This is a genomic window from Pseudomonas sp. COR18 (assembly GCF_048568395.1).
Lineage (GTDB): Bacteria > Pseudomonadota > Gammaproteobacteria > Pseudomonadales > Pseudomonadaceae > Aquipseudomonas > Aquipseudomonas fuscovaginae_B.
Genome location: NZ_CP183808.1, coordinates 4,039,945 through 4,063,835, shown reverse-complemented (window position 1 = coordinate 4,063,835; position 23,891 = coordinate 4,039,945). Strand labels below are relative to the sequence as shown.

Here is a 23,891-nt window from a genome sequence, read left to right as displayed (position 1 = left end):
GCCATGAGCGCGAGCCAGGCCTATCACATCTCGGTGGAGACCCGCAGGGTCGCCGAGCAAGGCACCGAAGTGATCCAGCAGGCCGCCAGCGAAATGCGCGAGATTGCCTCGAACATCGAAGGTTCGTCCAACCTGATCGCCAAGCTGGGCGAGCGCTCGGAACAGATTACCGCCATCGTCAACACCATTCGCGGGATCGCCGAGCAGACCAACCTGCTGGCCCTCAATGCCGCGATCGAAGCGGCCCGGGCCGGCGAGCAGGGTCGCGGCTTCGCCGTGGTGGCCGATGAAGTCCGTCTGCTCGCGGCACGTACCAGCGGCTCCACCGCCGAAATATCCAGCATGATCGGCATGATCCAGAGCGAAACCCAGCAGGCCATCCAGAGCATGAACGGCACCCGCGACCGGGCATCCAAGGGCGTCGGCCTGGCGGACGAGGCCGGTACGGTGATCCTGCAGATCCGCGACGGGGCGAGCAATGCCGTACAGGCGGTCAGCATGTTCGCCAACGACAGGGTGCACTGAGCACCCGACACGCCAGGACATCGGCAGATGCCCTGGCGTGCCTGTCGCGTCGTCCCGCGACTTGATTGCACAAAGGCATTGTTCACTTGAGCGAATGCCTATTTTGCTGGCGAACAGGCAGACCTATAGTCCGGCGCAGAGACCGACAAGCCGGAGAAGCCCATGGAACTGCGCCCTGCCCTGAAGATTGCCCTGGTCGGCGATCACGACCCGCAAGTGACGGCCCACAAGGCCATCCCCGTGGCCCTGCAGCTGGCCGCCCAGGCCACCGGTCTGCAGGTGCAGGCCCACTGGGTGGCGACCGACAGCATCGAGACCGCGGACGATCTGGCAGGCTTCGACGGCATCTGGTGCGTTCCCGCCAGCCCGTATCGCAGCCTCGATGGCGCCTTGCTTGCCATTGGCCATGCTCGTGAACAACGACTCCCCTACCTCGGCACCTGTGCCGGCTTCCAGTACGCGATTCTCGAATATGCCCGTCACGTGCTCGGCTGGGACGACGCGCAGCACGGTGAGGAAGCGCCGGATTCGCCGCGCGCGGTGATCTCGGCGCTGAGCTGCTCCCTGGTGGAAGCCACCGACGGCATCCGCCTGGTCGAAGGCTCGCGTATAGCCAGGGCCTATGCCAGCCAGCGAACCCACGAGGGTTATCACTGCCGCTACGGCATCAACCCGGCCTTCGAAGCGGCGCTGCTCGACACCGACCTGCAAGCCACCGGCCACGACGACAAGGGGGAACTGCGGGCCGTCGAATTGGCAAACCATCCGTTTTTCGTCGCGACGCTGTTCCAGCCGGAGCGGGCCGCCCTGCAAGGTATCGCGCCACCCCTGGTCAGTGCCTTCCTGAGCGCCTGTGCCGGAGAACACGCATGATTGCCAGCACGCCCCAGCCTCCCTACTACGCGGTGATCTTCACCTCCCTGCGTACCGCAGGCGACCAGGGCTATGCCGAAGCGGCCCGGCGCATGCTCGACCTGGCTCGCGAGCAGCCGGGGTTTCTCGGTGTCGAGTCGGCGCGGGGGATAACGGCCTGGGCCTCACCGTTTCCTACTGGCGCGATGAGACGGCGATCCTGGCCTGGAAGCAGCATGCCGAGCACAGCGAAATCCGCGAGCGCGGCCGCTCGACCTGGTACGAGACGTGCCAGACCCGCGTCTGCAAGGTCGAACGCGCCTATCGCTTCGATCGCTGAGCCGGCCTCCCGCTCGTGTCAGCCCGGCACGACCCGGCGCAATGCGGCGATCTGGGGCATGTCCACCCGCTGCATGTACACCCGCAACGGCTCGGTGATGTTGATCCGCTGGTCGATGTTCTGATCCAACAGCAACTGGATCCGCTCCCGGGCCAGACGCATGGCCTCCTGCCCTGCCGGTAGCCAGACGAATTCGCTGGCCGGAATGATCCCGTCGTCGGCCACGTCCATGCCGAAGGAGTCCTCGCTGAAACGCACGATGTACTGGCCGGTCTTGCGATTCAGGCCGACGAAACCCTTGAGCTGGTCGGCGGCCTGACAGATGAGTTCGGAAGTGATGCGCATGGTAAACCTCACTGGAGAGCCCGAAGGCCCATGGGTCGATGGTTTACACACAAGGTGGGCAGCGCGTTTCCTTCTACAGGGGAAACTGCCGCTCAAGCCTACTGCAAAATCCGTCCTGATTGTGTCGAAAAAACGACACAACCGGCTCTTGCAGCATTTCGCGATAGCACTTGAAGCATTCAGTTGTTAAAAGAGGGCCTTCACTCCGTACGAAAGGAATTCGCAATGCCTGTCACCTTCAGCGCCGCCACCTTCAAGAAAAGTGCTCTGCTCATGAGCCTGCTGCTGGCCATGGGGCTGGACACGGCACAAGCCGGCACCACCCCGGCCGAGCTCGCGGCCAAGGCCGGGATTCCCCATCCGGCGGTGATCGCCCACCGTGGCGCGTCCTTCGATGCCCCCGAATCCACCGCGGCCTCCTACACCCTGGCCCGCGACCTCGGCGCCGACTACCTGGAAATGGACCTGCAGCGCAGCAAGGACGGAGTGATCTTCGCCCTGCATGACAACAACCTGTCGCGCACCACCGACGTCGCCAGCAAGTTCCCCGAACGCAAGGACAGCCCGGCCAACGAGTTCACCTGGGCCGAGCTGCAAACCCTGGACGCCGGCAGCTGGTTCAACAAGGCCTACCCCGAGCGCGCGCGGCCGTCCTATGTCGGCCTGAAGATTCTCAGCCTCGACCAGATCATCGACATCGCCCAGGCCAACCCCAAGCATCGCCCCGGCCTGTACATCGAGACCAAGGAACCCAAGCAGTTCCCCGGTATCGAGCATGACCTCAAGAACAAGCTGCAGGAACGTGGCCTGCTCGGCCCGGACAAGGTCCACTCCAAGGAGCAGCCACAGGTCGGCCAGGGCGCCGGCCGGGTGATCCTGCAGACCTTCGAGAAGAGCAGCCTGGAGTTGCTGCAGAAGGAAATGCCGAACACGCCGAAGATTCTCCTGCTGTGGGTCGGCGAAGGCAGCATCGAACCCAAGTCGAACGTCAGCTTCGCCGACTCCGGCGAGAAGACCAAGGCCGCCTACTACGCCAAGCAGGAACCGAAGGACAAGGCCGAGTTCATCAAGTGGGTGGACTTCGCCAAGGCCAACGGCGCCATCGGCACCGGCCCGTCGGCCGAACTGACCCATGGCGGCGACCAGAGCTACTCCGACCTGGTCAAACCGTGGATGAACCAGCTGACCCACGATAAAGGCCTGCTGGTTCACGTCTATACCGTCGACGAACCGGTGGACTTCAAGAAGGTCATGGACGCCGGTGTCGATGGCATCTTCACCAACCGCGCCTCCGAACTGCTCAAGTACTTCAAGCGCGCCTCGCCGAAAACCGTGCCGCAAATCCTCGAGGCCAACGGTTACTGAGTGAAGGAGCGCGAGTGGAACGGCGTCCTCGGGCTGGGGCGTGACTACGCCCTGATCCACGGTGAGCTGGGGCCACCGCGCCCCATGCCCACTCCGCCCATCAGGTGATCCTGACGCCCGAGGCGCCGGTCACCGCCTGGTACTGTGGCGCCGCCTGCGCCTGGCGCTTGAAAGGCGCGCTCTACGCGCGATTGAACAAACGACGCAATCGTCAGTCAGCAAGAACAGGGGTCAATTTAAGGGTGAATTAAGTTGCAACACTTAGGCTGACCCCACTGAAATCATCCAGACAAGGAATCCCCCGATGAAAGCCCTCTCGACCCTGCTGACCGCCTCCGCCCTGACTCTCGTTGCCGGCTTCGCTTCGGCCGATGTCCGTCCGGACCACATTCCCGGGCTGCTGAAATCCGGTGCGATCGCCGACTTCGACAAGCTCAACCAGGCCGCCCTGGCCAAGTACCCAGGCGCGACCATCACCGACACCGAACTGGACCATGGCACCAGTGGTGGCTATGTCTATGAAGTCGAACTCAAGGCCGCCGACGGCGTGAAGTGGGAAGTCAAACTCGACGCCAAGAGCGCCGCCGTCCTGCAGGAGAAGCGCGACAGCTGATCGTCCGCCCCGTGAATCACAAGCCGCGCGTTCCACCCGGAACGTGCGGCTTGTTCGTTTTCATCCTCCCATAACCCCGGGAGATGCTGTCCAAGCACTCAGGCGGTCGTGTTGACGGTACCGCCCGACGTACTGCTGCCGGACTCCTGCAGCGCCTGGGTCAAGGCCGCGGTGACGGTCTGGATCGAGGCGGAAATCGTCGCGACCTGAGCCGAAGCGGTGGCCACGGCAGTCGCCTTGGCTTCGTCGCTGTCGTTGCTGGCCTGGGCCTTCTGCAATTGCTGCTCCTGTTCCTGCAACTGCTTCTGCAACTCGGCCAGTTGCTTGCGCAGCGCCTTGACGGTATCGGACTCCGAACTGGAGCTGTCGCCGCTGCCCGCCGCGCCACCGCCAGCGGCCGCCTGGGTCCCAGCGGTCTTGGTGGTATCGGTGCTGCTGGCGGCGACGGTACCGGTCGTCGTACTGTCGTCGCTGCTGGCTGCCTGGGTGGCGGTACGGGTGGACTGGCTTGGGGTGATGGTGACCGAGGTGATGCTGACCATGGGAAATACCCTATCGAGGTGGTGATACCCCATCATCGACAGAAGACTGGCCGGTTTGAGACCTATCCTGTATCCCGTTGGTCAGCATCCCGATACACAACCGCGACGCCAGGATAAGGCTCAGGCCCCCAGCCTGGCCGTGACTTCGTTCAGTTGCCCCGAAAGACCGTGCAGGTTGGTGCTGGCCGCCTCGGTGCGCTTGACGTTGTCCAGGTTGGTGCTGGCAATCGCGGTGATCTCGGTGAGGTTGCGGGAAATATCCTCGGCCACCGACGTCTGTTCCTCGGCGGCCGTGGCAATCTGCCGGTTCATGTCACGGATGGCCTCGACGGCCGCGGTGATGCGCTCGAGCATCGCGCCGGCCTCGGTCACCTGCTCCACGCTTTCGTCGCTGCGGGCCTGGCCGCCCTCGATGGCCTGGGCCGCGTCCACCGCCCCGGTCTGCACCGACTGGATGATCTGGTTGATTTCCAGAATCGACGCGGCCGTGCGTTGGGCCAGGCTGCGAACTTCATCGGCCACCACCGCGAAACCACGTCCGGCCTCGCCGGCCCGTGCCGCTTCGATGGCCGCGTTGAGCGCCAGCAGGTTGGTCTGCTCGGCGATCCCGCGGATCACTTCAAGCACCTTGCCGATCCGCCCGCTGTCGCTTTCCAGCTGGCGAATGACCGTGGCGGTCGTGGAGATTTCCGTGCGCATGCGGGTGATGGTCTGGATGGTCGACTGCATCACCAGTTCGCCCTGCTGGGCCGAGCGGTCGGCTTCGTCGGCGGCGCCGGCCGCAGCGGCGGCGTGCCGGGCGACTTCCTGGGCCGTGGCGGACATCTCGGTCATCGCCGTCGCCACCTGGTCGGTCCGTTCGAACTGCTCATGGGTACCCGTAGCCATCAGGCCGGCAATCGCGTTCAGTTCGCCACTGGCACTGTCCAGGTTCGCGGTGCTGAGCTTGAGGCGATTGAACGTATCGGCGAGAAAGTCCCGCAGGGTATTGGCGGCAACGGCCAGACGCCCCAGCTCATCCTGGCGGTCGGCGGCCACGCGCTCGGCGAACCGGCCATGGCTCAGTTGCGCCACATAGTCGATCAGGCGGCGAATCGGTTCGACCAGGTTGCGATTGACCAGCCACAGGCTCAGCAGCGCGATCAGCAGACCTGACACCAGCATCACCACGATACCGCTCCAGACCGTGCGCCCGGCGGCCTCGCTGATGGCGGCCGACTGTGCATCGCCGGCCTTGCGCAACTGGCTGACCAGCACGCTCATCTGCTCGCTGGTGGCACGGTCCACGCCCTTGACCGCCTGATCGCCGGCACTCGGATCGGCGCCACTGGCAACGTAGGCATCACGGCCCTTCTGATAGGCGACACCAAGCTGGCGGTGCTCCTCGCGCAGCCTTTCGACCTGGGCCTTCAGGCTGCTGTCGATAGCCGGCTGCGCCGCCAGGCGGCCGAGAATCTCCTGCACATCACGCTGGCGATCCTCGAACTGGCGCCAGTACTGGTTCAGGTCCTGGGATTGCTTGCCGCGTAACAGGACGTTCTTCCACTCCTGCACCTGCTCCTTGAACCGCAGGTTGGCCTCGTCCACCAGTTGCGACGCGAGCAACGGCCCCCCGATCAGCTCCCGATAGTCGCGTATGCCGTTGGACAGGAAGTGGAAGCAGGTCAGTGCGATCAACAGCATCGCCAACAGGCTGCCGCTCAGTAGCGCGAGAATCTGGGCTCTCAAGGATTTCTGCAACATCGTGGATATCTCTGGACAGGGATTGGGCACTCCGATCAGGAGTGCGAACAGTCAAAACATCCCTGTCAGCGACATCGTGGCTTGTGGCCCAAAACGCCGCAGCCTACACCTTCGCCATCGGCGCACCGGCACGGCGCTTGAGTCGAGCCGACCACCGGTCATGGGCCGCGATTGTGCACGTCAATCCGTAACAAAAATGTCAAAACGCCCTGAGATGATGCGGCTCAAGCGAACCTGTAAAAAAATGTTTCGGGCGCTTCATTTCAGCGAGCCTCCATGAACCACAGCCTTGACCAAAGTCACCGCGATCCGGACCTGTTCGGCCTGCTTTACGGTTTTCGCTTTCGCGCCGGCGAGCGCGGCGAGGAAATCGACTCCGCCACCGCCCTGCGCTACCTGCAGAACCCCGAGGACGACGAAGCGTTTCTCTGGCTGCACCTGAACCTCGCCCACGCGGCCTGCGAACGCTGGATGACCACCCATCTGTCGCTGCCCGACGAGTTCTTCGAAGCCCTGCACGAAGGCTCACGCTCGACCCGCATCGAACATGTCGACAACGCCCTGCTGGCGGTGGTCAACGACGTGGTGTTCAACCTTGGCAGCATGACCTCCTCGGATGTCTCGACACTCTGGGTCTGCGCACGCAGCAAGCTGCTGATCAGCGCCCGCCTGCAGCCCCTGCACTCGGTCGACAAGCTGCGCTCCTCGGTCAAGGCCGGCGAACACTTCCGTTCGCCGCTGGAATTGCTGGTGCACCTGCTGCGCGACCAGGGTGAAGTGCTGACCCAGATCGTGCGCAAGACCACCCTCAGCGTCGACCAGATCGAGGACCAGTTGCTCGCCCAGCGCCTGACCATCAACCGCGCGGAGCTGGGTGCCATGCGCCGGGTGCTGGTGCGCCTGCAACGGCTGCTGGCCCTTGAGCCGGGCTCGCTGCTGCGGCTGCTCAACCGCCCGCCACAGTGGCTGCAGAAGGAGGACGTCAAGGAACTGCGCAAGTCCACCGAGGAGTTTTCGCTGATCCTCAGCGACCTCGAGGCCCTGGGCGAGCGGATCAAGTTGCTGCAGGAAGAGATCGCCGCCACCGTCAACGAACAGACCAACCGCAGCCTGTTCACCCTGACGGTGGTCACGGTGCTGGCGCTGCCGATCAACATCATCGCCGGTTTCTTCGGCATGAACGTCGGTGGCATCCCGCTGGCCGGCGACCCGGAAGGGTTCTGGATTCTGGTGGCGCTGGTGGCGACCTTCACCCTGCTGGCCGGACGCTGGGCGTTTCGCAAGCGCCAGGATTACTGAGCCCCCGGGTTCAGGGTGTACCCGCTCATCCTGGCGGCAGCCTGTCAGACCATCGGCCCGGTAAAATCCACGGATACTGATCTGTGGCAGCCTCTCTGTAACATTTAGCAATGATCATGACTGATACCCGTTCCCAAACAGGATTTCAGGCATGGCTACCCCTTCATTGACTGCTGCCTCCGCCAGCGACGGCAGGCCGCAGCTGGAAAGCAAACCCCACGTCTTCACCGCCGTCCTCTTCTTCGCGCTGCTGGCCGTCGGCCTGTTGTTCACCGCCTACAGCCTCGTGCATGACATGCACGAACTCGGCACCGTGGTCACCACCTGGACGCCCTTCCTGCTGCTCGGCGTCGCCCTGCTGATCGCCCTGGGCTTCGAATTCGTCAACGGGTTCCACGACACCGCCAACGCCGTGGCCACCGTGATCTACACCCACTCGCTGCCGCCGCACTTCGCCGTGGTCTGGTCCGGCTGCTTCAACTTCCTCGGCGTGCTGCTGTCCAGCGGTGCGGTGGCCTTCGGCATCATTGCCCTGCTGCCGGTGGAGCTGATCCTGCAAGTGGGTTCGTCCTCCGGCTTCGCGATGATCTTCGCCCTGCTGATCGCCGCCATCCTGTGGAACCTCGGTACCTGGTGGCTGGGCCTGCCGGCCTCGTCGTCCCATACCCTGATCGGCTCGATCATCGGCGTCGGCGTGGCCAACGCCCTGATGCATGGCCGCGACGGCACCAGTGGCGTGGACTGGAGCCAGGTGACCAAGATCGGCTACGCACTGCTGTTCTCCCCGCTCATCGGTTTCGCCCTGGCCGCCCTGCTGCTGGTGGCGCTGCGCCTGTTCGTGAAAAACCGCGCGCTGTACAAGGCGCCCAAGGGCAACGAGCCACCACCGTGGTGGATCCGTGGCCTGCTGATCCTGACCTGCACCGGCGTGTCCTTTGCCCATGGTTCCAACGACGGGCAGAAAGGCATGGGCCTGATCATGCTGATCCTGGTCGGTACCCTGCCGATGGCCTACGCGCTGAACCGCACCATGCCGGCCGAACAGGCCCTGCAGTTCGCCGCCGTGGCCGAAGTGACCCAGACCGCCCTGGTCAAGGCCGTCCCGCAACCCGCCCCGGCCGATCCGCGTCCGGTGCTCACCGAATACATCCGCACCCAACAGGTAAAGCCGGACCTGGTGCCGGCCCTGGCCGCCCTGACCGGCCGGATCGGTGAGGAGGTGAAAGGCTATGGCTCACTGGCCAAGGTACCCGCCGAGGCCATGGGCAACGTGCGCAACGACATGTACCTGAGTTCCGAAGCCATTCGCCTGATGGACAAGAACAAGGTCGGCAACTTCGACGCCGACACCCAGGGCAAGCTGCAACTGTTCAAGCAACAGATCGACGGCGCCACCCGCTTCATCCCGTTGTGGGTGAAGATCGCCGTGGCCATCGCCCTGGGCCTCGGCACCCTGGTCGGCTGGAAGCGGATCGTGGTCACCGTCGGCGAGAAGATCGGCAAGAGCCACCTGACCTACGCCCAGGGCGCCTCGGCGGAAATGGTCGCGATGCTGACCATCGGCGCGGCGGACATGTACGGCTTGCCGGTATCGACCACCCATGTGCTGTCCTCGGGGTGGCCGGGACCATGGTCGCCAATGGCGGCGGCCTGCAGATGAAGACCATCCGCAACCTGGCGATGGCCTGGGTGCTGACCCTGCCGGCGGCGATCCTGCTGTCGGGCAGCCTGTACTGGCTGTTCACCCAGCTGTTCTGAGCCCGCCTTCAGGCTCCACCCGCAGACCCCACCCTCAAGGTGGGGTTTGTCGTTTCACGCCCTCACAGGCGTCATGCAGTACCTGCACCAGCCAGTCCATGAACACCCGCACCCGCCGTGGCAGGTGCCGTTGCCCGGCATACAGCAGCGACACGTCCAGCGGCGCCGGCCGAAACCCGGGCAATACCTCGATCAGGTCGCCGCGTTCCAGGTGCCGGGCCATCCCCAGCAACGGCGCCTGGATCAGCCCCAGGCCGCCGAGGCAGGCACCTTCGTAACAGTCGATACCGTTGACCGTGACGCTGCCGGCCATGGGGACCTGGATCAGCTTGCCATCGTGCAGGTACTCGAAGCCCGAAGACCGCGAGCCCAGTACGCCGACATAGTGGATCAGCCGATGGTCAACGAGATCTTCCGGGCTCGACGGCATGCCATGCCGTTGCAGATAGGCGGGGCTGGCGCAATTGACCACCGGCAGCGAACTCACAGGCCGCGCCACCACCGTCTGATCCGGTTGCGCACCGACCCGCAGCACGCAGTCGAAGCCTTCGCTGAGCAGATCGACCCGGCGATCGGTGCTGCTGATCTCCAGTTCGATCCGCGGATGCCGGGCCATGAACTCCGGCAGACGCGGCATCACCACCCGTCGCGCCATGGCACTGGGCATGTCGAAGCGGATACGCCCGCCGAGCAGGCTCGCATCCTGGCGGAACAGCCCCTCCAGCTCATCCACCTGGGACAGCAGTTCCTTGCTGCGTTCGTACAGCACCAGGCCGTCCTGGGTCGCCTGGACCTTGCGCGTGGTGCGCTGCAACAGGCGCGTGCCCAGCAGGTCCTCAAGGGTTTGGACATGCTCGGAAACACTCGACCTGGGCAACCCCAGGCTCTCGCTGGCCTGGGTAAAGCTCGACAGCTCGGTGACGCGGATGAAGGTGCGCAGCAACTCCAGCTTGTTCATGGCAGGGCGACTCCGATTGTTCGGACAGAGCGATCAGTGTTTCCGTTTTCCCTCAGTTTATCGCCTGCCAGACGGACAAATAAACTTTCTCCAACACTCACCCATCACCCGAGGAATACGACATGACTCGCAAGATCGCACTGATCACCGGCGCCAGCCGCGGCCTGGGCAGGAATACCACGCTGCAACTCGCCGCCCGCGGTGTGGACATCATCGGCACCTACCACAGCCGGGCGGACGAGGCCAAGGCCGTGGCGGCCGAGGTCGAACGGCTCGGCGCACGCGCCGCCATGCTGCAGTTGGATGTCGGTGTCGTCGCCGGCTTCAGGACCTTCGCCGACCGCGTGGCCGCGGTACTCGAAGGCACCTTCGGCCAGCCGCGTTTCGATTTCCTGGTGAACAATGCCGGCGTCGGCCTGCACGGACTGTTCGTCGACGTCCAGGAAGAGCAGTTCGACCAGTTGTTGAATGTCCACTTCAAGGGCCCGTTCTTCCTGACCCAGCATCTGCTGCCGCTGATGGCCGATGGTGGGCGCATCATCAACATCTCCAGCGGCCTGGCCCGCTTCAGCCTGCCGGGTTATGGCACCTACGCGGCGATGAAGGGCGCGATGGAGGTGCTGAGCCGCTACCAGGCCAAGGAACTCGGAGCCCGGGGCATCAGCGTGAACTCGCTGGCCCCCGGCGCCATCGAGACCGATTTCGGCGGTGGTTCGGTGCGTGACAACCAGCAACTGAATGCCTTCGTCGCCAGCGTCACCGCACTCGGCCGGGCCGGCCTGCCGGAGGATATCGGCGGGGCGATCGCGCTGCTGCTCGGGGACGGTGGGCAGTGGATCAATGGGCAGCGGATCGAGGCTTCGGGCGGGATGTTCCTATAGGTTCTGCATGGGGCCGGCGGGCCCTTTCGCGGGCAAGCCCGCGAAAGGGCCCTCAGAACGACGCCTGTCAGCCAGCCACACCACTGCGCTGCAGCAACTCCCGGAGCACCGTCAGCAACTCCACCCGCCCCTTGCGCGACGCCCCGGCAAACTCGATCCACCCCTCGTTGAAACCATCGAGCATCTGCATCCGCGGCAACGGGTTGTTCATGCCCTGGGCGCTGAACAGCGCCTGCCAGCTCTCCCGGGGGACCACCTCCATGCGCACCGGCCTGCCCAGCAGTTCGGCAAAGCCGGCGGCGATCTGATTCGGCGTCACCCGCTGTGCCGCCTCCAGCTCGACGATGCGCTGGCCGCTCCAGTTCTCCAGCAGCAGTTGCGCCGCCAGCCGACCGACATCCTCGGTGGCGACCATCGGCACCGGCTTGTCCAGCGGTTGCAGGAAGCTGGGGATCACCCCACTTTCTACGGCCGCCGGCACGTCCCACAGCGCGTTCTCCATGAACCAGCCCGGACGCAGGAACGTCACCGGCAGATCCAGGCCGGCAAGGCCCTGTTCGAGGATCTGCAACTGAGTGAGCAGATTCGGCCGGCTCGCCTGTGCACCGACGGTCGACAGGCACACCACCTTCGCCGGGCGCGCCCGCTCCAACGCCGAACGCAGGTTTTCCACCCATTGCCGGGCTTCCGGAAAGCCAGGGGTCGGGTCAAAAGTCGGCGGCAGCATCACGAACACACCTTCAGCGGCACTGAACGCCTGGGCCATCGCCCGCACATCATCGACCTCGGCCACTGCCACCTGGCAACCCTGCGCGGCCCACGGCTGCCCCTTGGCCGCGTTGCGTACCAGCGCCCGCACCGGCTGCCCGGCCGCCAGCAAATGACGGGCGATGGCGCCGCCGACCTGACCGGTAGTGCCCATGACTGCATACATAGAATTTCCTCCAGCGAGAAGCGACGTCTGTCGCGGTGGAAAGAATTATCCGCAGCGCACAGTCATTCTCCGATAGCATGGATGTCATTGGATCAGTGACAGGAAATCATCAATGAGCTTCGATTCCAGCCTGGCCAGCGGCATGGGCGTCCTCAGTGCCGTGGTCGACAGCGGCAGCTTCGCCAAGGCCGCCGACAGCCTCGACATGACCCCCTCCGGCGTCAGCCGGGCGATCGCGCGACTGGAGAAGCGCCTGGGCATCCGTCTGTTCGACCGCACCACCCGTTCGGTCAAACTGACCGACGAAGGCAGTCGCCTCTATGAGGAAATCGCACCGCTGCTGGCCGGTCTGGAAGAAGCCGCGCACAACGCCAGCGGCAGTGCCAACAGCGTACGCGGGCGTCTGCGGGTGAATATCGATCCCTATTTCTCCCGGCTGATACTCGGTCCGGCACTGGGCGAATTCATGAGCCGCCATCGGCAGTTGCAACTGGAGCTCTACACCCGGGACCAGTTGGGTGATGTGGTCGCCGACGGCTTCGACCTGGCGGTGCGGTTCGGCCACCCGGCATCCTCGTCGCTGGTGGCGCGCAAGCTGCTCGACGTGCGGGTGCTGACCTGTGCCGCGCCGGCCTATCTCAAGCGCCATGGCCGGCCGCTGACACCGCTGGAGATGGAGGATGAGCGGCATGTCTGCGTATCGTTCCGCGACCCGGAAACCGGCCGGCCGTTTCCCTGGGAATTCCACCGTGGCGGTCAGCGGCTCGATGTACGCAACAACGCACGGCTGGTGCTCAACGATGTCGGCACCCTGCACAGCATCTGCGAGACCGGCTACGCGATCGCCCAGGTGCTCGACCTCGGCATGCAACCGATGCTCGCGTCGGGCCGGCTGGTGGAACTGTTCCCCGACTGGCCCGACGAACGCTTCCCGCTGTATGCGCTGTACCCGTCGCGGCACCTGCCACCGGCCAAGGTCCGGGCCTTTCTCGACTTCATCATCGAGATCAGCTCGCGCTGAACCGCTCAGGCCAGGCGCCGCTGCAACAGCCGCTCGCGCAGCAGGTCGTAGACCCAGTGGTAGACGTAGGTGTACGGCAGGAAAAACAGCAGCACGCCGATATCCAGCAACAGCGCCGACAGCAGACTCAACTCCAGCCACCAGGCGATCAGCGGTACGCTCACCACGATCAGCCCACCCTCGAACAACACCGCGTGCAACAACCGGGTCCAGCCATTCTGCGCCAGGGCCAGGCGCTCGAGCAGCCGGTCGAACAGGCCATTGAACAGCACGTTCCAACCCAGGGCGAGCAGGCAGTTGGCAACCGTCACCACGCCCATGTCCAGCAACGGCTTGGCCATCACCCAGGCAAACAGTGGGGTGCATAGCAGCACCGCGAACAATTCGAAGCCAATGGCCTGGAAAACGCGTTCGGTAAGGGACTTGCTGGTATTCATGGCGGGCTCCCCCGGAATGTCGAGGCTTGTGATTATCGCCACCAATACAGATACTAAAAGTCAATTACCATCGAGCAAGACGATAGTTCATGGCCTCCAATGAAGTGCTCCAGGCCTTTGTCCAGGCCGCCACCCTCGGCTCCTTTTCCGCCGCCGCGCGCAAGCTGGGCAAAAGCCAGTCGACCATCAGCGCGGCGGTAGCCGGCCTGGAGATCGACCTCGGGCTGGAGTTGTTCGACCGCAGCACCCGCAAACCCGGCCTGACAGCGGCCGGTCATGTGATGCTGCTCAAGGCCGAAGACATTCTCGCCGCCAGCAATCGACTGGAAATGGCCGCCAGCCAGTTGGCCCAAGGGCTGGAGCCGAAGCTGACCGTGGTGATTTCCGACACCTACCAGTCCGATCGCTTCGAAGCCGCCCTCAGCGGGTTCGCTGCACGTTATCCGGACCTGGAGCTGGAGTGCCTGATCGCCGAATGCGCCGACGTGGTGGAACTGGTACAACAGGGCCGGGCCCAGGTGGGCTTCGCCGAAAAGCAGGACAGCTACCCGCCGGACCTGAGCAGTGCCACAGTGGATGAGCGCACCGAGTTCGCCGTGTTCGTCCATCGTAGCCATCCCCTGGCCAGCCCGGCCAAGGTTGATCAGAGCGCGTTGCGCCAGCACCGTGAGTTGCGCCTGACCAGTATCGTCAATCCTTACGAAGACCGTGCCCTGGGGCGGGTCTGGTCGTCATCCAGCTACCTGATGCTGTTGGAGATGGCCCAGCGTGGCGTCGGCTGGGCAGCGTTGCCACGCTGGCTGGTGGAGCGTTTCGCCGCAGGCTCACTGGTGCAACTGCAGGTACGCGGCTGGCCGAGGCCGGTGGCGGTCGATGCCCTCTGGTCGCGCCTGCATCCGCCGGGGCCGGCCGGCAGTTGGTTGCTGGAAAAGATGCTGGAGTGATCAGCCGCCAACAGCCCCGGCAACCCTACTTCCCCAATGCCGCCAGGCGCCCGCGGATGAAGCGCTGCTCGGGCTCCTGCTGCGTCAGTTCCAGCGCCCGCCCATAGGCCTCGCGCGCCTCCTCCAGGCGCCCCAGCCGCCGATAGAACTCCGCCCGCGCCGAATGCGCCAGGTGATAATCCTGCAACTCGCCGCGCCCAAGTATCCGCTCCAGCAGCAGCAACCCTGCCTGCGGCCCATCGCGCATGGCCACCGCCACCGCGCGGTTCAGCTCGATCACCGGCGACGGCACGGCCCGTAGCAGCAGGTCATAAAGCCCGACAATCTGTGCCCAGTCGGTGTCCGCCGCGCTGGCCGCCTCGGCATGTACCGCCGCGATCGCCGCCTGCAGCCCATAAGGGCCGAATCGGCCGGAGGCCAGCGCCCTCTCGACCAGGTTGCAACCCTCGGCGATCAGTTCGGCATTCCACAGCGTGCGATCCTGGACATCGAGCAGAACCAGTTCGCCACTGGCCGAAACCCGTGCCTGACGCCGTGATTCGTGCAACAGCATCAGCCCCAGCAACCCCATGACTTCCGGGTCCGGCAGCAACTCCAGCAACAGCCGCGCCAGGCGGATCGCCTCGCCAGTCAGTTCGTCCCGAGTCGCGCTGGCGCCCCGGGAGGCCGAATAACCTTCATTGAACACCAGGTAAATCACCCGCAGCACGCTATCCAGGCGTTCGGGCAGTTCGCCCAGGGTCGGTACCTGGTAGGGAATCTGCGCATCGCGGATCTTCGCCTTGGCCCTGACGATCCGCTGGGCGATGGTCGAGGGCGTCGAGAGAAACGCCCGGGCGATTTCCTCGGTGGTCAGGTCGCAGACTTCGCGCAATGTCAGCGGCACCTGGGCATCGGCCGAGAGCGCCGGGTGGCAGCAGGTGAAGATCAGGCGCAGCCGGTCATCCTGCAGGTCCTCGCCCTCCCATTCGGCCTGTTCGAGCTGTTCGGCCTGGGCGATCAGACGCTCCTGGGAGGCGGCAAAACGCGCCCGCCGACGCAGGGTATCGATGGCCTTGAAGCGCCCGGTGGAAACCAGCCAGGCTCGCGGATTGGCCGGTACGCCGTCGCGTTGCCAACGCTCGACAGCGACGAAGAACGCTTCGTGCAAAGCCTCTTCCGCCAGGTCGAAATCACCGAGCAGACGAATCAGCGTCGCCAGAATCCGCCGCGACTCCAGCCGATAGACCGACTCGACCCGCTGCCTGATGCCCTGGGTGATTTCGCTCAATCCGGCAGCCCCTGCGCGAGCAGCAAGGCCAGCCGGTCGAGGCTTTCGCCCCAGCCCTGATGGAAACCCATCTGCTCGTGGCTGTCGCGCTCGGCCGCGCTCCAGTGCATCGCACTGGCGGTATAAAGGGTGCCGCCCGGGGCTTCCTGCAGCGTGATCCGCGCCGTCATGAACGGCTTGCCGGTCGGCGTCCAGCCGGGGGCGAAGGCATCGGTGAAGACGATCCGCTCGGGCGCGGCGATTTCCAGGAACACGCCCTGATAGGGATACTCGCTGCCATCCGGTGCCCGCATGACGGTGCGGAACAGACCGCCGACCCACAACTGCATCTCGCAGATCGGCGTGGTCATGCCGTGCGGCCCCCACCAGCGGGCCAGCAGATCGGGTTCGGTCCAGGCCCGGAACACCTCGTTGCGTGGCGCCTCCAGCAAGCGGCTGATGGATAGCTCGTAATCCGCGCGCATCGGTTGAAGCGGCAGGCTGCTCATGACGGGGCTCCTGTTTCCTTATTGTTATGGATCGCCGCATAGGGCTCGGCATCCCGGCGGCGTTTCAGAGATTCAACTCCCGAACCGGGCGGACTTCAACACTGCCGACACGGGCCGCCGGAATATTCCCGGCAATTTTTAACGCCTCGTTCAGATCACGGGCCTCGACCAGGTAGAAACCGGCCAATTGCTCCTTGGTTTCGGCGAACGGCCCGTCGGTGATCGACAGCTTGCCGCCACGCATGCGCACGGTGGTCGCGGTATGCACCGGCTCCAGCGGCTCGGCCGCGAGCATGCGTCCGCTGTCGCGGATCGACTGCGCGTAGGCCAGGCACTCCGGGTCCCGGGGGCTTTCGGGATGGGTGTGCAGCACCTCTTCGTTGCTGTAGATCAGGCACAGGTATTTCATGGGAAGTCTCCACGGACGGTCGAACAACTATGGCTGTTTTTCCAGGTTTGGCGAAATGCCCTGCACCTGGTACGGACACCTGTTAGTCGAACGAAAGACGAGCAGATCGACAAAGGCCTGAAAAAACCGCACGCCAGCCATTGCCGTAGAATCTTCCCACCGCCACATTCAGGCTGTTTCCTACCTGAATATCAGCATGGCCATATATATGAGATCAGTTACTCATCAACTGTAAAACTTGAGCACTGGGCAAACTTCCCGTTCAGCCATTAAATGAATCCGCACCTGCTGCTTTAAAAGAACAGCGGGGCGATCAATTAATGAATTGAAAGGACTCAATGATAAATGGACATCAGAAACCGGACTTCGAACGACACCCCATTCACCTCGCCAACCGGCGGCCCACAGCTGCCGAAGCGGCCTGGCACGCTGGATCTGGAGTTCAGCGAACACCGGGACGGCATCGTGATCTTCTCGGAGGCGGGACCCGGCTTCGTCGGCACTTCGCTATTACAACGCGATGGCCGACATCTGTTTATCGGCGTTCATGACGATGAGCCCACCGATATAATGCTGGCCGACTTCGAACCCGAAGGTTTTTATTATCGTCATTTTGCTACACCTTTACCCGGAGCGGGCCGTGCACTGATCCATGCGGTGCAGGACGACCAGGAAAACTTCGTGATACTCGGCAACTTCCGCGATGGTGAGCAGGCCTTTTGCACACGCCTTGCGCCCACCGGCGAACGGGACCTGACCTTTGGCGACAACGGCGAAGTCCAGCTGCCCTACCGGGCGCCGTGGACCGGCCGTGGGCACAGGCTCGTCCTGCAGGCGGACGGCCATATCCTCCTGCTGCTGAAGAGTCAGGCCGCGGGCGAAGGGGAAAGAGACGTCATCGTGCGCCTGGACAGCAGCGGCAGCTACGATCCCGGTTTCGGAACCTGTGGCGTGGTCACCGCGCGGGAACCCGGCATCGCCTTCGAGGCACTGGCGCTCCAGGCGGATGGCGGGCTGGTGATCGCCGGGCGCCGCGGCCGCCGGGCCGTACTGATGCGTTACGGCAGCACCGGCCTGCCGGACACCCGCTTCGGCGAGGCGGGCTATCTGGAATTCGAATCCATCAGCGAAGGCAACGCGACGTTCTTCGCCGTGGCCGTACAGCCAGACCAGAAAATCGTCGCAGCCGGCTCGGCCAACCGCTCGGAGGATGTCGCCCTGCTGGTACGCAGCACCACGGAGGGCACGCTGGACCCCGGATTCAACGCCGGCAGCCCGCTCGCCTTCCCCGGCATCGGGTCGTGTCTGGCAACCCTCATCCAGGAAGACGGCATGATCCTCAGTGTCGGTCATGTCGACAATGGCGGCCAGACCTGGCTGATGCGTCACCAGGGCAATGGTGAAGTGGATGGTGGCTTTGGCGACCGGGGCATCAGCCACGTCAACCGCATTCCGGGGGACACCAGCTACTTCTCCCATCTGGAACTGCAACCCGACGGCAAGATCCTGATATCCGGGCGTTATGCGACCCACTCGGCGGTCATTCGCTGTCACGGACGCTGAACCGGCACCGCCTCCGGTCTTCCAACGGATGCCCGGAGGCTCGGCACCGGCGGTCTCGATCGGGGCAGACGGTCGCGGGCAGCACTTTCGGGGCGTTTCATATCCGCGCCGTATTATTGCGCGAGCGCCCCGTAAAGCTTCCATATAGTCGATATCATTCGCGCCGGTTTTCCACTATTTCTCTGCAGGTCGCCGCCTGATGCGGTGTTTTGCGGAGTCCAGCCATGAGCAATTTCCAGATTGGTCTGACGGTGCTGATCGGCATCAGTGTCTTTGGCGTCGTCACCTTCTACCTCGACTTCTGGCGCGAAACCAGAACGCAGAAGGAGCGGGAATAGCGCCGCGCAGATCAACCGGGCGAAGGCGCAGGTCAGTGGCGGATCGGCAGCCAGACCTCCACCTTGCCGGTACCGGCCTGCGGATCGAAGTCGGCGCTGTAGCGCTCGAACTCCGGCGCATCGGCTGCGGTATGCCCGGAGTTGGGCAACCACTGCTGCCAGATGGCCTCGAAGGTCTGTTTCAGGGTCGCAAGCGGGCCATGGTGTTCGAACACCGCGTAATACTGGGGCTGCAGTTCGACCCAACGATAGAGTTCGGGCAGATCGTCGAGCCTGCTGATCGCGACGCCGGCAATGTACTCGAAGCCGCCCTTGCCATCGGGATTGCAGCAGATACCGTAGGTCTCGTCGCCCAACTGGCCCGGCACATTTCCGATATGCGGTACGAAGGCATCCCAAAGATCCGGGATGGTTGCCGAGCTATCGGCGGTGAAGCGCCCGCCCAGTCCTGCGATCAATTGAAAGTGGCCATGCTCGAAGCGTGGCGGTGCCAATACATGGCGCGAGGTATCATCCATGGGTACAGATCTCCGTCAGAGAAAGGAAGCCGCGTCGCAGTATAGAAGTAAAAAAGACTCTGGACAGAGTGCCATCGGCGCCATTATCTTCTGCCGCGCAGGCCACCGCAGTGGCCAACGTCGCTCGGACGGTTCCGGGCGCTTACGTCTCAGAGGCCAACATGGCAGACCAAGGTTCGCCGCGCCGCTTTGCGCGCATCGATCGACTCCCCCCTACGTATTCAATATCACTGCCGAGCTGAAGATGGCCGCCCGCCGCCGTGGCGAGGACATCATCGACCTGAGCATGGGTAACCCCGACGGCGCGACTCCGCCGCATATCGTCGAAAAACTGGTGACCGTCGCCCAGCGCGAAGACACCCACGGCTACTCCACGTCCAAGGGCATCCCACGGCTGCGCCGGGCGATTTCCCACTGGTACAAGGACCGCTACGACGTCGAGATCGACCCGGAAAGCGAAGCCATCGTCACCATCGGCTCGAAAGAGGGCCTGGCCCACCTGATGCTCGCCACCCTCGACCATGGCGACACCGTGCTGGTGCCCAACCCGAGCTATCCGATCCATATCTACGGCGCAGTGATCGCCGGTGCCCAGGTACGGTCGGTGCCGCTGGTGCCGGGTGTCGATTTCTTCGCCGAGCTGGAACAGGCCATTCGCGGCTCGATCCCCAAGCCGAAGATGATGATTCTCGGTTTCCCGTCGAACCCCACCGCCCAGTGCGTCGAGCTGGACTTCTTCGAGCGGGTGATCGCCCTGGCCAAGCAGTACGACGTGCTGGTGATCCACGACCTGGCCTACGCCGATATCGTCTACGACGGCTGGAAGGCGCCGTCGATCATGCAGGTGCCGGGCGCCAAGGATATCGCGGTGGAATTCTTCACCCTGTCCAAGAGCTACAACATGGCCGGCTGGCGGATCGGCTTCATGGTCGGCAATCCCGAGCTGGTCAGCGCCCTGGCGCGGATCAAGAGCTACCACGACTACGGTACCTTCACCCCGTTGCAGGTGGCAGCCATTGCAGCGCTGGAAGGCGACCAGCAGTGCGTGCGGGATATCGCCGAGCAGTACCGGCAACGCCGCAACGTACTGGTCAAGGGCCTGCATGAACTGGGCTGGATGGTCGAGAACCCCAAGGCCTCGATGTATGTCTGGGCGAAGATCCCCGAAGCCTATGCGCACCTGGGGTCGCTGGAGTTCGCCAAGAAGCTGCTGGCCGAGGCCAAGGTCTGTGTCTCGCCGGGCGTGGGTTTCGGTGAGTACGGTGACGACCACGTGCGCTTCGCCCTGATCGAGAACCAGGACCGTATCCGTCAGGCGGTACGCGGGATTCGCACGATGTTCCGCGCCGATGGCCTGGTGAAGAAAGCCGAAGGCTGATCCGCCCTCCTTGCCGCTCGTTCCCACGCTCCGCGTGGGAACTCCTCCCATGACGCTTGGCGTCCGCCCCGGTGGCGTCACTGGCGGCATTCCCACGCAGAGGTGGGAGCGAGATCAGACCACCAGCGACAGCAGCAGGATGAACACCAGCCCCACCACCGACAGGATGGTTTCCATCGCCGTCCAGGTCTTGAAGGTCTCGGTCACGGTCATGTTGAAGTACTGCTTGACCAGCCAGAACCCCGCATCGTTGACGTGAGACAGGATCAGCGAGCCCGCTCCCGTCGCCAGCACCAGCAGCTCACGGTTCACGCCGGGAATCAGGTCGACCACCGGCATCACGATCCCGGCACCGGTGATCGTCGCCACCGTGGCCGAGCCCGTTGCCACACGGATCACCGCCGCCACCAGCCAGGCCAGCAGGATCGGCGAGATCTGTGCATTCACCGCGATATGGCCGATCACATCGCCCACGCCGCTGGTCACCAGCATCTGCTTGAAGCCACCACCGGCACCGATGATCAGGATGATCGCCGCGGTCGGCGCCAGGCTCGCATCCAGCAGCTTGAGGATCCGTTTGGAATCCATGCCCTGGCGTTTGCCGAAGGTATACAGCGCCAGCAGCAGGGCCAGCAGCAAGGCGCTGATCGGGTGGCCGATCATGTCCATCCAGAGGCGGAAGAAATGTCCGTCCGGCAGGACAATGTCGGCGAAGGTCTTGAGCAGCATCAGGAACACCGGCAACAGCACGGTCAACAGGGTCACGCTGAAGCTGGGCAAGGTGCTGGACACCGGCTCGCGGGCCAGTTGGTCCACCAGTTCCTGCGATGGATTGCCGGGAATGTGCCGGGCAATGAAGGTGCCGAAGATCGGACCGGCAACGATGGCGGTCGGCAGGGCGACGATCAGCCCGTAGAGAATGGTCTTGCCGATGTCGGCGTTGAACACCCCGATCGCCAGCAGCGGCCCCGGGTGCGGTGGCACCAGGCCATGTACCGCGGACAGGCCGGCCAGCAACGGGATACCGATCTTGATCAGCGACACACCGGTGCGTCGGGCAACGATGAACACCAGCGGAATCAGCAGCACGAAGCCGATCTCGAAGAACAGCGGAATGCCCACCAGGAACGCCGCGAACATCATCGCCCATTGCACCCGCTCCTTGCCGAAGGCGCGAATGAGGGTCTGGGCGATCTGATCGGCACCGCCCGAATCCGACATCATCTTGCCGAGCATGGTCCCCAGCGCGAGGATGATGCCGACGAAGCCCAGCACCCCGCCGAAGCCGTCCTGGAAGGCCTTGATGATCTTGTCCACCGGCATGCCCGAGGTCAGCCCGAGGAAGGCCGAGGCGATGATCAGGGCAATGAAGGGATGTATCTTGAAGCGGGTGATCAGCACGATCAGCCCGATAATCGTGACCACTGCATCGAGCAGCAGGTAGGTCTCGTGGGACAGTCCAAACATGAGGTGTCTCCTGGTTGTTGTTCTTATGGTGTTCGTGAATGTTCGACAGCCCTGGGGACAGCGCTATCTTTTCCGGCCGGGATTTTCGCTCCCGGCATCAGGCAATCCGTTCCAGGCCGTTGTCCCGCCACCAGCGATTGGCCGACTGGGCCAGTTGCTCGACCTCCCGCGTCGCATCGAGCGCCAGGGTCAAGGGTTCGCCCACCGGCGATTCGAGGGCGGCGAACTGGCTGTCGATCAGGGTGCCGGGCATGAAATGGCCAGGGCGATGATTGACCCGCTCGGCGGCGACCGTCGGAGTCAGTTCGAGAAACACGAAGCCCAGGCCCGGCACGGCGCTACGCAGGCGGTCGCGGTAGCGCAGCTTCAGCGCCGAACAGGTCAGCACCGGCTGCTGGCCGGCCGCCACGGCACGACGCAGCTCGTCGCTCAGCGTATCGAGCCAACCGGCACGGTCTTCATCGGTAAGGGGGATACCGGCGCTCATCTTGGCGATGTTCGCCGCAGGGTGAAAGCTGTCGCCTTCGATCAGGGTGGCAGCGCCGAGCCGGCAGATAGCCTCACCCACGCTGGACTTGCCACAACCGGAAACACCCATGATAACCAGGGCAGTGATGGGTTGACTCATCTAACACCTCAGCACGAAGACAGCGCTGTCTTTGCCAGAGCTCTTGATACTGCAAAAGCAAAGCACAAAACATTCGTTGCCGACGTCTTCTTGTCGTTTTTATCGATTGCCGCGCTACAGCTTGCAGGTGTTACCGAGCGGGTTCAGGCCAACCACGCCCAGCCAATTGCAGGCCCATCGAGACAGCGCTACCTTAGTGCCTCGAATTTTGTTTGGCAAGCCGTCCGATGACCTCCACCAAGAACGACAAGAATGCCCGCACCACGGGACGCCCCACCCTCAACGAAGTCGCACGCCTGGCCGGCGTCAGTCCGATCACCGCGTCCCGCGCGCTGCGCGGTATCAGCACAGTGGCCACGGAACTGGTGGAAAAGGTCCAACGGGCGGCTGACGAGCTGAATTACGTGGTCAACCCGGCGGCCCGGGCCCTGGCCTCGGCACAAAGCCATTCGGTGGTGGTGCTGGTGCCGTCGCTGTCCAACCTGCTGTTCATCGACACCCTCGAAGCGATACACAAGGTACTGCGTCCGCGCGGTTTCGAAGTGCTGATCGGCAACTGCCACTATTCCCGTGACGAAGAAGAGAACCTGCTGCGCAACTATCTGGCCTATCAGCCCCGCGGGCTGCTGCTGACCGGCTTCGACCGCTCGGAAAGCGCCCGACGGATGGTCGAGGCCAGCAATGTGCCATGTGTCTACATGATGGACCTCGATCCCGGCGCCGGCGTGAACTGCGTCGGCTTCTCGCAACAGAGCGCCGGTGCCACCGCCGCCGAGCACCTGATCTCCCGGGGCCGCCGGCACCTGGCCTACATCGGCGCCCAGCTGGACCAGCGTACCCTGCTGCGCGGCGAAGGCTTCCGCCAGGCCCTGCAACGGGCCGGGCTCTATGACCCGGACCTGGAACTGCTGACCCCACGCCCATCCTCGGTGGGCCTGGGCGGCGAGCTGTTCCTGCAAATGATGAACAGCCATCCACAGGTCGACGCGATCTTCTTCGGCAACGACGACCTGGCCCAGGGCGCCCTGCTCGAAGCCATGCGCTGCGGCATCAAGGTGCCGGAACAGGTGGCGGTGCTGGGCTTCAACGACCTGCCGGTGTCGGCCTTCATGGTCCCGCGCCTGAGCAGCATCCGCACCCCACGCGAAGCCATCGGCCAACGGGCGGCGGAGCAGTTGCTGCATCTGATGGCCGGCAATGCGGTGCCCCAGCCGGTGGTGGACATGGGCTTCGAACTGATGGTGCGCGAAAGCAGCTAGGATCTCGGTGGCCCAT

At 64.1% G+C, this 23,891-nt stretch carries 22 protein-coding genes and 3 pseudogenes; 13 read left to right on the top strand and 12 right to left on the bottom strand.

Going from position 1 to position 23,891, the window contains the following annotated elements; translation table 11 throughout:
- The first annotated feature begins 3 nt into the window (after positions 1-3).
- From ACM62G_RS18760 to ACM62G_RS18750, 3 genes and pseudogenes are all read left to right on the top strand, one after another.
- On the top strand, positions 4-525 hold the full coding sequence (locus ACM62G_RS18760; RefSeq protein ID WP_419737537.1) for a methyl-accepting chemotaxis protein: 522 nt from the start codon (positions 4-6) through the stop codon (positions 523-525).
- 162 nt (positions 526-687) lie between these two features.
- Positions 688-1,398, top strand: a complete 711-nt coding sequence (locus ACM62G_RS18755) for a CTP synthase (protein WP_273820350.1) — start codon at positions 688-690, stop codon at positions 1,396-1,398.
- Positions 1,395-1,717: pseudogene (locus tag ACM62G_RS18750) on the top strand (antibiotic biosynthesis monooxygenase family protein). Before ACM62G_RS18755 ends, ACM62G_RS18750 begins: the two are co-directional and overlap by 4 nt.
- An 18-nt stretch (positions 1,718-1,735) precedes the next feature.
- On the opposite strand, the gene ACM62G_RS18745 reads toward ACM62G_RS18750, so the two are convergent.
- Positions 1,736-2,062: a DUF2025 family protein gene (locus ACM62G_RS18745; protein WP_054057927.1), complete on the bottom strand. Its 327-nt coding sequence runs from the start codon at positions 2,060-2,062 to the stop codon at positions 1,736-1,738.
- A 225-nt stretch (positions 2,063-2,287) separates the two neighbouring features.
- On the opposite strand from ACM62G_RS18745, the gene ACM62G_RS18740 reads away from it, so the two are divergent.
- The gene (locus tag ACM62G_RS18740) at positions 2,288-3,427 is read left to right on the top strand and encodes a glycerophosphodiester phosphodiesterase (protein WP_273820345.1); all 1,140 of its coding nucleotides are present in this window, start codon (positions 2,288-2,290) and stop codon (positions 3,425-3,427) included.
- 304 nt (positions 3,428-3,731) lie between these two features.
- Entirely contained in the window at positions 3,732-4,040 is a 309-nt protein-coding gene (locus tag ACM62G_RS18735) for a PepSY domain-containing protein (RefSeq protein WP_054057925.1), read from the top strand.
- 98 nt (positions 4,041-4,138) lie between these two features.
- On the opposite strand, the gene ACM62G_RS18730 is transcribed toward ACM62G_RS18735, so the two are convergent.
- Positions 4,139-4,582, bottom strand: coding sequence for a hypothetical protein (locus tag ACM62G_RS18730; RefSeq protein ID WP_054057924.1), 444 nt, complete (start codon positions 4,580-4,582; stop codon positions 4,139-4,141).
- Positions 4,583-4,702: 120 nt separating this feature from the next.
- The gene (locus ACM62G_RS18725) at positions 4,703-6,325 is read right to left on the bottom strand and encodes a methyl-accepting chemotaxis protein (protein ID WP_419735325.1); all 1,623 of its coding nucleotides are present in this window, start codon (positions 6,323-6,325) and stop codon (positions 4,703-4,705) included.
- Between the two features lie 276 nt (positions 6,326-6,601).
- On the opposite strand from ACM62G_RS18725, the gene ACM62G_RS18720 reads away from it, so the two are divergent.
- Both ACM62G_RS18720 and ACM62G_RS18715 read left to right on the top strand, forming a co-directional pair.
- Complete coding sequence (locus tag ACM62G_RS18720) at positions 6,602-7,624, top strand: transporter (protein ID WP_054061595.1); 1,023 nt, start codon at positions 6,602-6,604, stop codon at positions 7,622-7,624.
- A gap of 151 nt (positions 7,625-7,775) precedes the next feature.
- A pseudogene (locus tag ACM62G_RS18715) lies at positions 7,776-9,382 on the top strand (inorganic phosphate transporter).
- Positions 9,383-9,416: 34 nt separating this feature from the next.
- Here the strand turns inward: ACM62G_RS18715 and ACM62G_RS18710 are convergent.
- Positions 9,417-10,340 carry a LysR family transcriptional regulator gene (locus ACM62G_RS18710; protein ID WP_419735324.1) on the bottom strand — a complete coding sequence of 308 codons (924 nt, stop codon included), beginning with the start codon at positions 10,338-10,340 and terminating at the stop codon, positions 9,417-9,419.
- A gap of 122 nt (positions 10,341-10,462) precedes the next feature.
- Here ACM62G_RS18710 and ACM62G_RS18705 point away from each other — a divergent pair, with 122 nt between their 5' ends.
- Positions 10,463-11,221, top strand: a complete 759-nt coding sequence (locus ACM62G_RS18705) for an SDR family NAD(P)-dependent oxidoreductase (RefSeq protein ID WP_419735323.1) — start codon at positions 10,463-10,465, stop codon at positions 11,219-11,221.
- 67 nt (positions 11,222-11,288) lie between these two features.
- Here the strand turns inward: ACM62G_RS18705 and ACM62G_RS18700 are convergent, their stop codons facing one another.
- The gene (locus ACM62G_RS18700; RefSeq protein ID WP_419735322.1) at positions 11,289-12,155 is read right to left on the bottom strand and encodes an NmrA family NAD(P)-binding protein; all 867 of its coding nucleotides are present in this window, start codon (positions 12,153-12,155) and stop codon (positions 11,289-11,291) included.
- A 112-nt stretch (positions 12,156-12,267) separates the two neighbouring features.
- Here ACM62G_RS18700 and ACM62G_RS18695 point away from each other — a divergent pair, with 112 nt between their 5' ends.
- Complete coding sequence (locus ACM62G_RS18695; RefSeq protein ID WP_419735321.1) at positions 12,268-13,176, top strand: LysR substrate-binding domain-containing protein; 909 nt, start codon at positions 12,268-12,270, stop codon at positions 13,174-13,176.
- Positions 13,177-13,181: 5 nt separating this feature from the next.
- Here the strand turns inward: ACM62G_RS18695 and ACM62G_RS18690 are convergent, their stop codons facing one another.
- The gene (locus tag ACM62G_RS18690) at positions 13,182-13,613 is read right to left on the bottom strand and encodes a multidrug/biocide efflux PACE transporter (protein WP_419735320.1); all 432 of its coding nucleotides are present in this window, start codon (positions 13,611-13,613) and stop codon (positions 13,182-13,184) included.
- A gap of 89 nt (positions 13,614-13,702) precedes the next feature.
- Here ACM62G_RS18690 and ACM62G_RS18685 point away from each other — a divergent pair, with 89 nt between their 5' ends.
- Positions 13,703-14,557, top strand: coding sequence for a LysR family transcriptional regulator (locus ACM62G_RS18685; protein ID WP_419735319.1), 855 nt, complete (start codon positions 13,703-13,705; stop codon positions 14,555-14,557).
- Between the two features lie 25 nt (positions 14,558-14,582).
- Here ACM62G_RS18685 and ACM62G_RS18680 read toward each other — a convergent pair whose 3' ends face one another.
- The 3 genes from ACM62G_RS18680 to ACM62G_RS18670 all read right to left on the bottom strand — a co-directional run bounded on the left by ACM62G_RS18680 (position 14,583) and on the right by ACM62G_RS18670 (position 16,724).
- Positions 14,583-15,818, bottom strand: a complete 1,236-nt coding sequence (locus ACM62G_RS18680) for an RNA polymerase sigma factor (RefSeq protein WP_054056524.1) — start codon at positions 15,816-15,818, stop codon at positions 14,583-14,585.
- Positions 15,819-15,823: 5 nt separating this feature from the next.
- Positions 15,824-16,315: an SRPBCC family protein gene (locus ACM62G_RS18675; protein WP_054056514.1), complete on the bottom strand. Its 492-nt coding sequence runs from the start codon at positions 16,313-16,315 to the stop codon at positions 15,824-15,826.
- Positions 16,316-16,379: 64 nt separating this feature from the next.
- Entirely contained in the window at positions 16,380-16,724 is a 345-nt protein-coding gene (locus ACM62G_RS18670) for a YciI family protein (protein WP_419735318.1), read from the bottom strand.
- A 345-nt stretch (positions 16,725-17,069) separates the two neighbouring features.
- Here ACM62G_RS18670 and ACM62G_RS18665 point away from each other — a divergent pair, with 345 nt between their 5' ends.
- The gene (locus tag ACM62G_RS18665; protein ID WP_419735317.1) at positions 17,070-18,287 is read left to right on the top strand and encodes a hemolysin; all 1,218 of its coding nucleotides are present in this window, start codon (positions 17,070-17,072) and stop codon (positions 18,285-18,287) included.
- A gap of 370 nt (positions 18,288-18,657) precedes the next feature.
- Here the strand turns inward: ACM62G_RS18665 and ACM62G_RS18660 are convergent, their stop codons facing one another.
- Positions 18,658-19,143, bottom strand: a complete 486-nt coding sequence (locus ACM62G_RS18660; protein WP_273820328.1) for a GyrI-like domain-containing protein — start codon at positions 19,141-19,143, stop codon at positions 18,658-18,660.
- A gap of 161 nt (positions 19,144-19,304) precedes the next feature.
- Between ACM62G_RS18660 and alaC the strand changes: the two are divergent.
- A pseudogene (gene alaC / locus ACM62G_RS18655) lies at positions 19,305-20,521 on the top strand (alanine transaminase).
- Between the two features lie 114 nt (positions 20,522-20,635).
- On the opposite strand, the gene ACM62G_RS18650 reads toward alaC, so the two are convergent.
- Together ACM62G_RS18650 and ACM62G_RS18645 are read right to left on the bottom strand one after the other, a co-directional pair.
- A complete protein-coding gene (locus ACM62G_RS18650) occupies positions 20,636-21,988 on the bottom strand; it encodes a GntP family permease (protein WP_054056518.1) in 1,353 nt (450 codons plus the stop codon).
- A 97-nt stretch (positions 21,989-22,085) separates the two neighbouring features.
- Positions 22,086-22,616, bottom strand: coding sequence for a gluconokinase (locus ACM62G_RS18645; RefSeq protein WP_419735316.1), 531 nt, complete (start codon positions 22,614-22,616; stop codon positions 22,086-22,088).
- A gap of 227 nt (positions 22,617-22,843) precedes the next feature.
- Between ACM62G_RS18645 and ACM62G_RS18640 the strand changes: the two genes are divergently transcribed.
- Positions 22,844-23,875, top strand: coding sequence for a LacI family DNA-binding transcriptional regulator (locus tag ACM62G_RS18640; protein WP_054056520.1), 1,032 nt, complete (start codon positions 22,844-22,846; stop codon positions 23,873-23,875).
- The last annotated feature ends 16 nt before the right edge of the window (positions 23,876-23,891 follow it).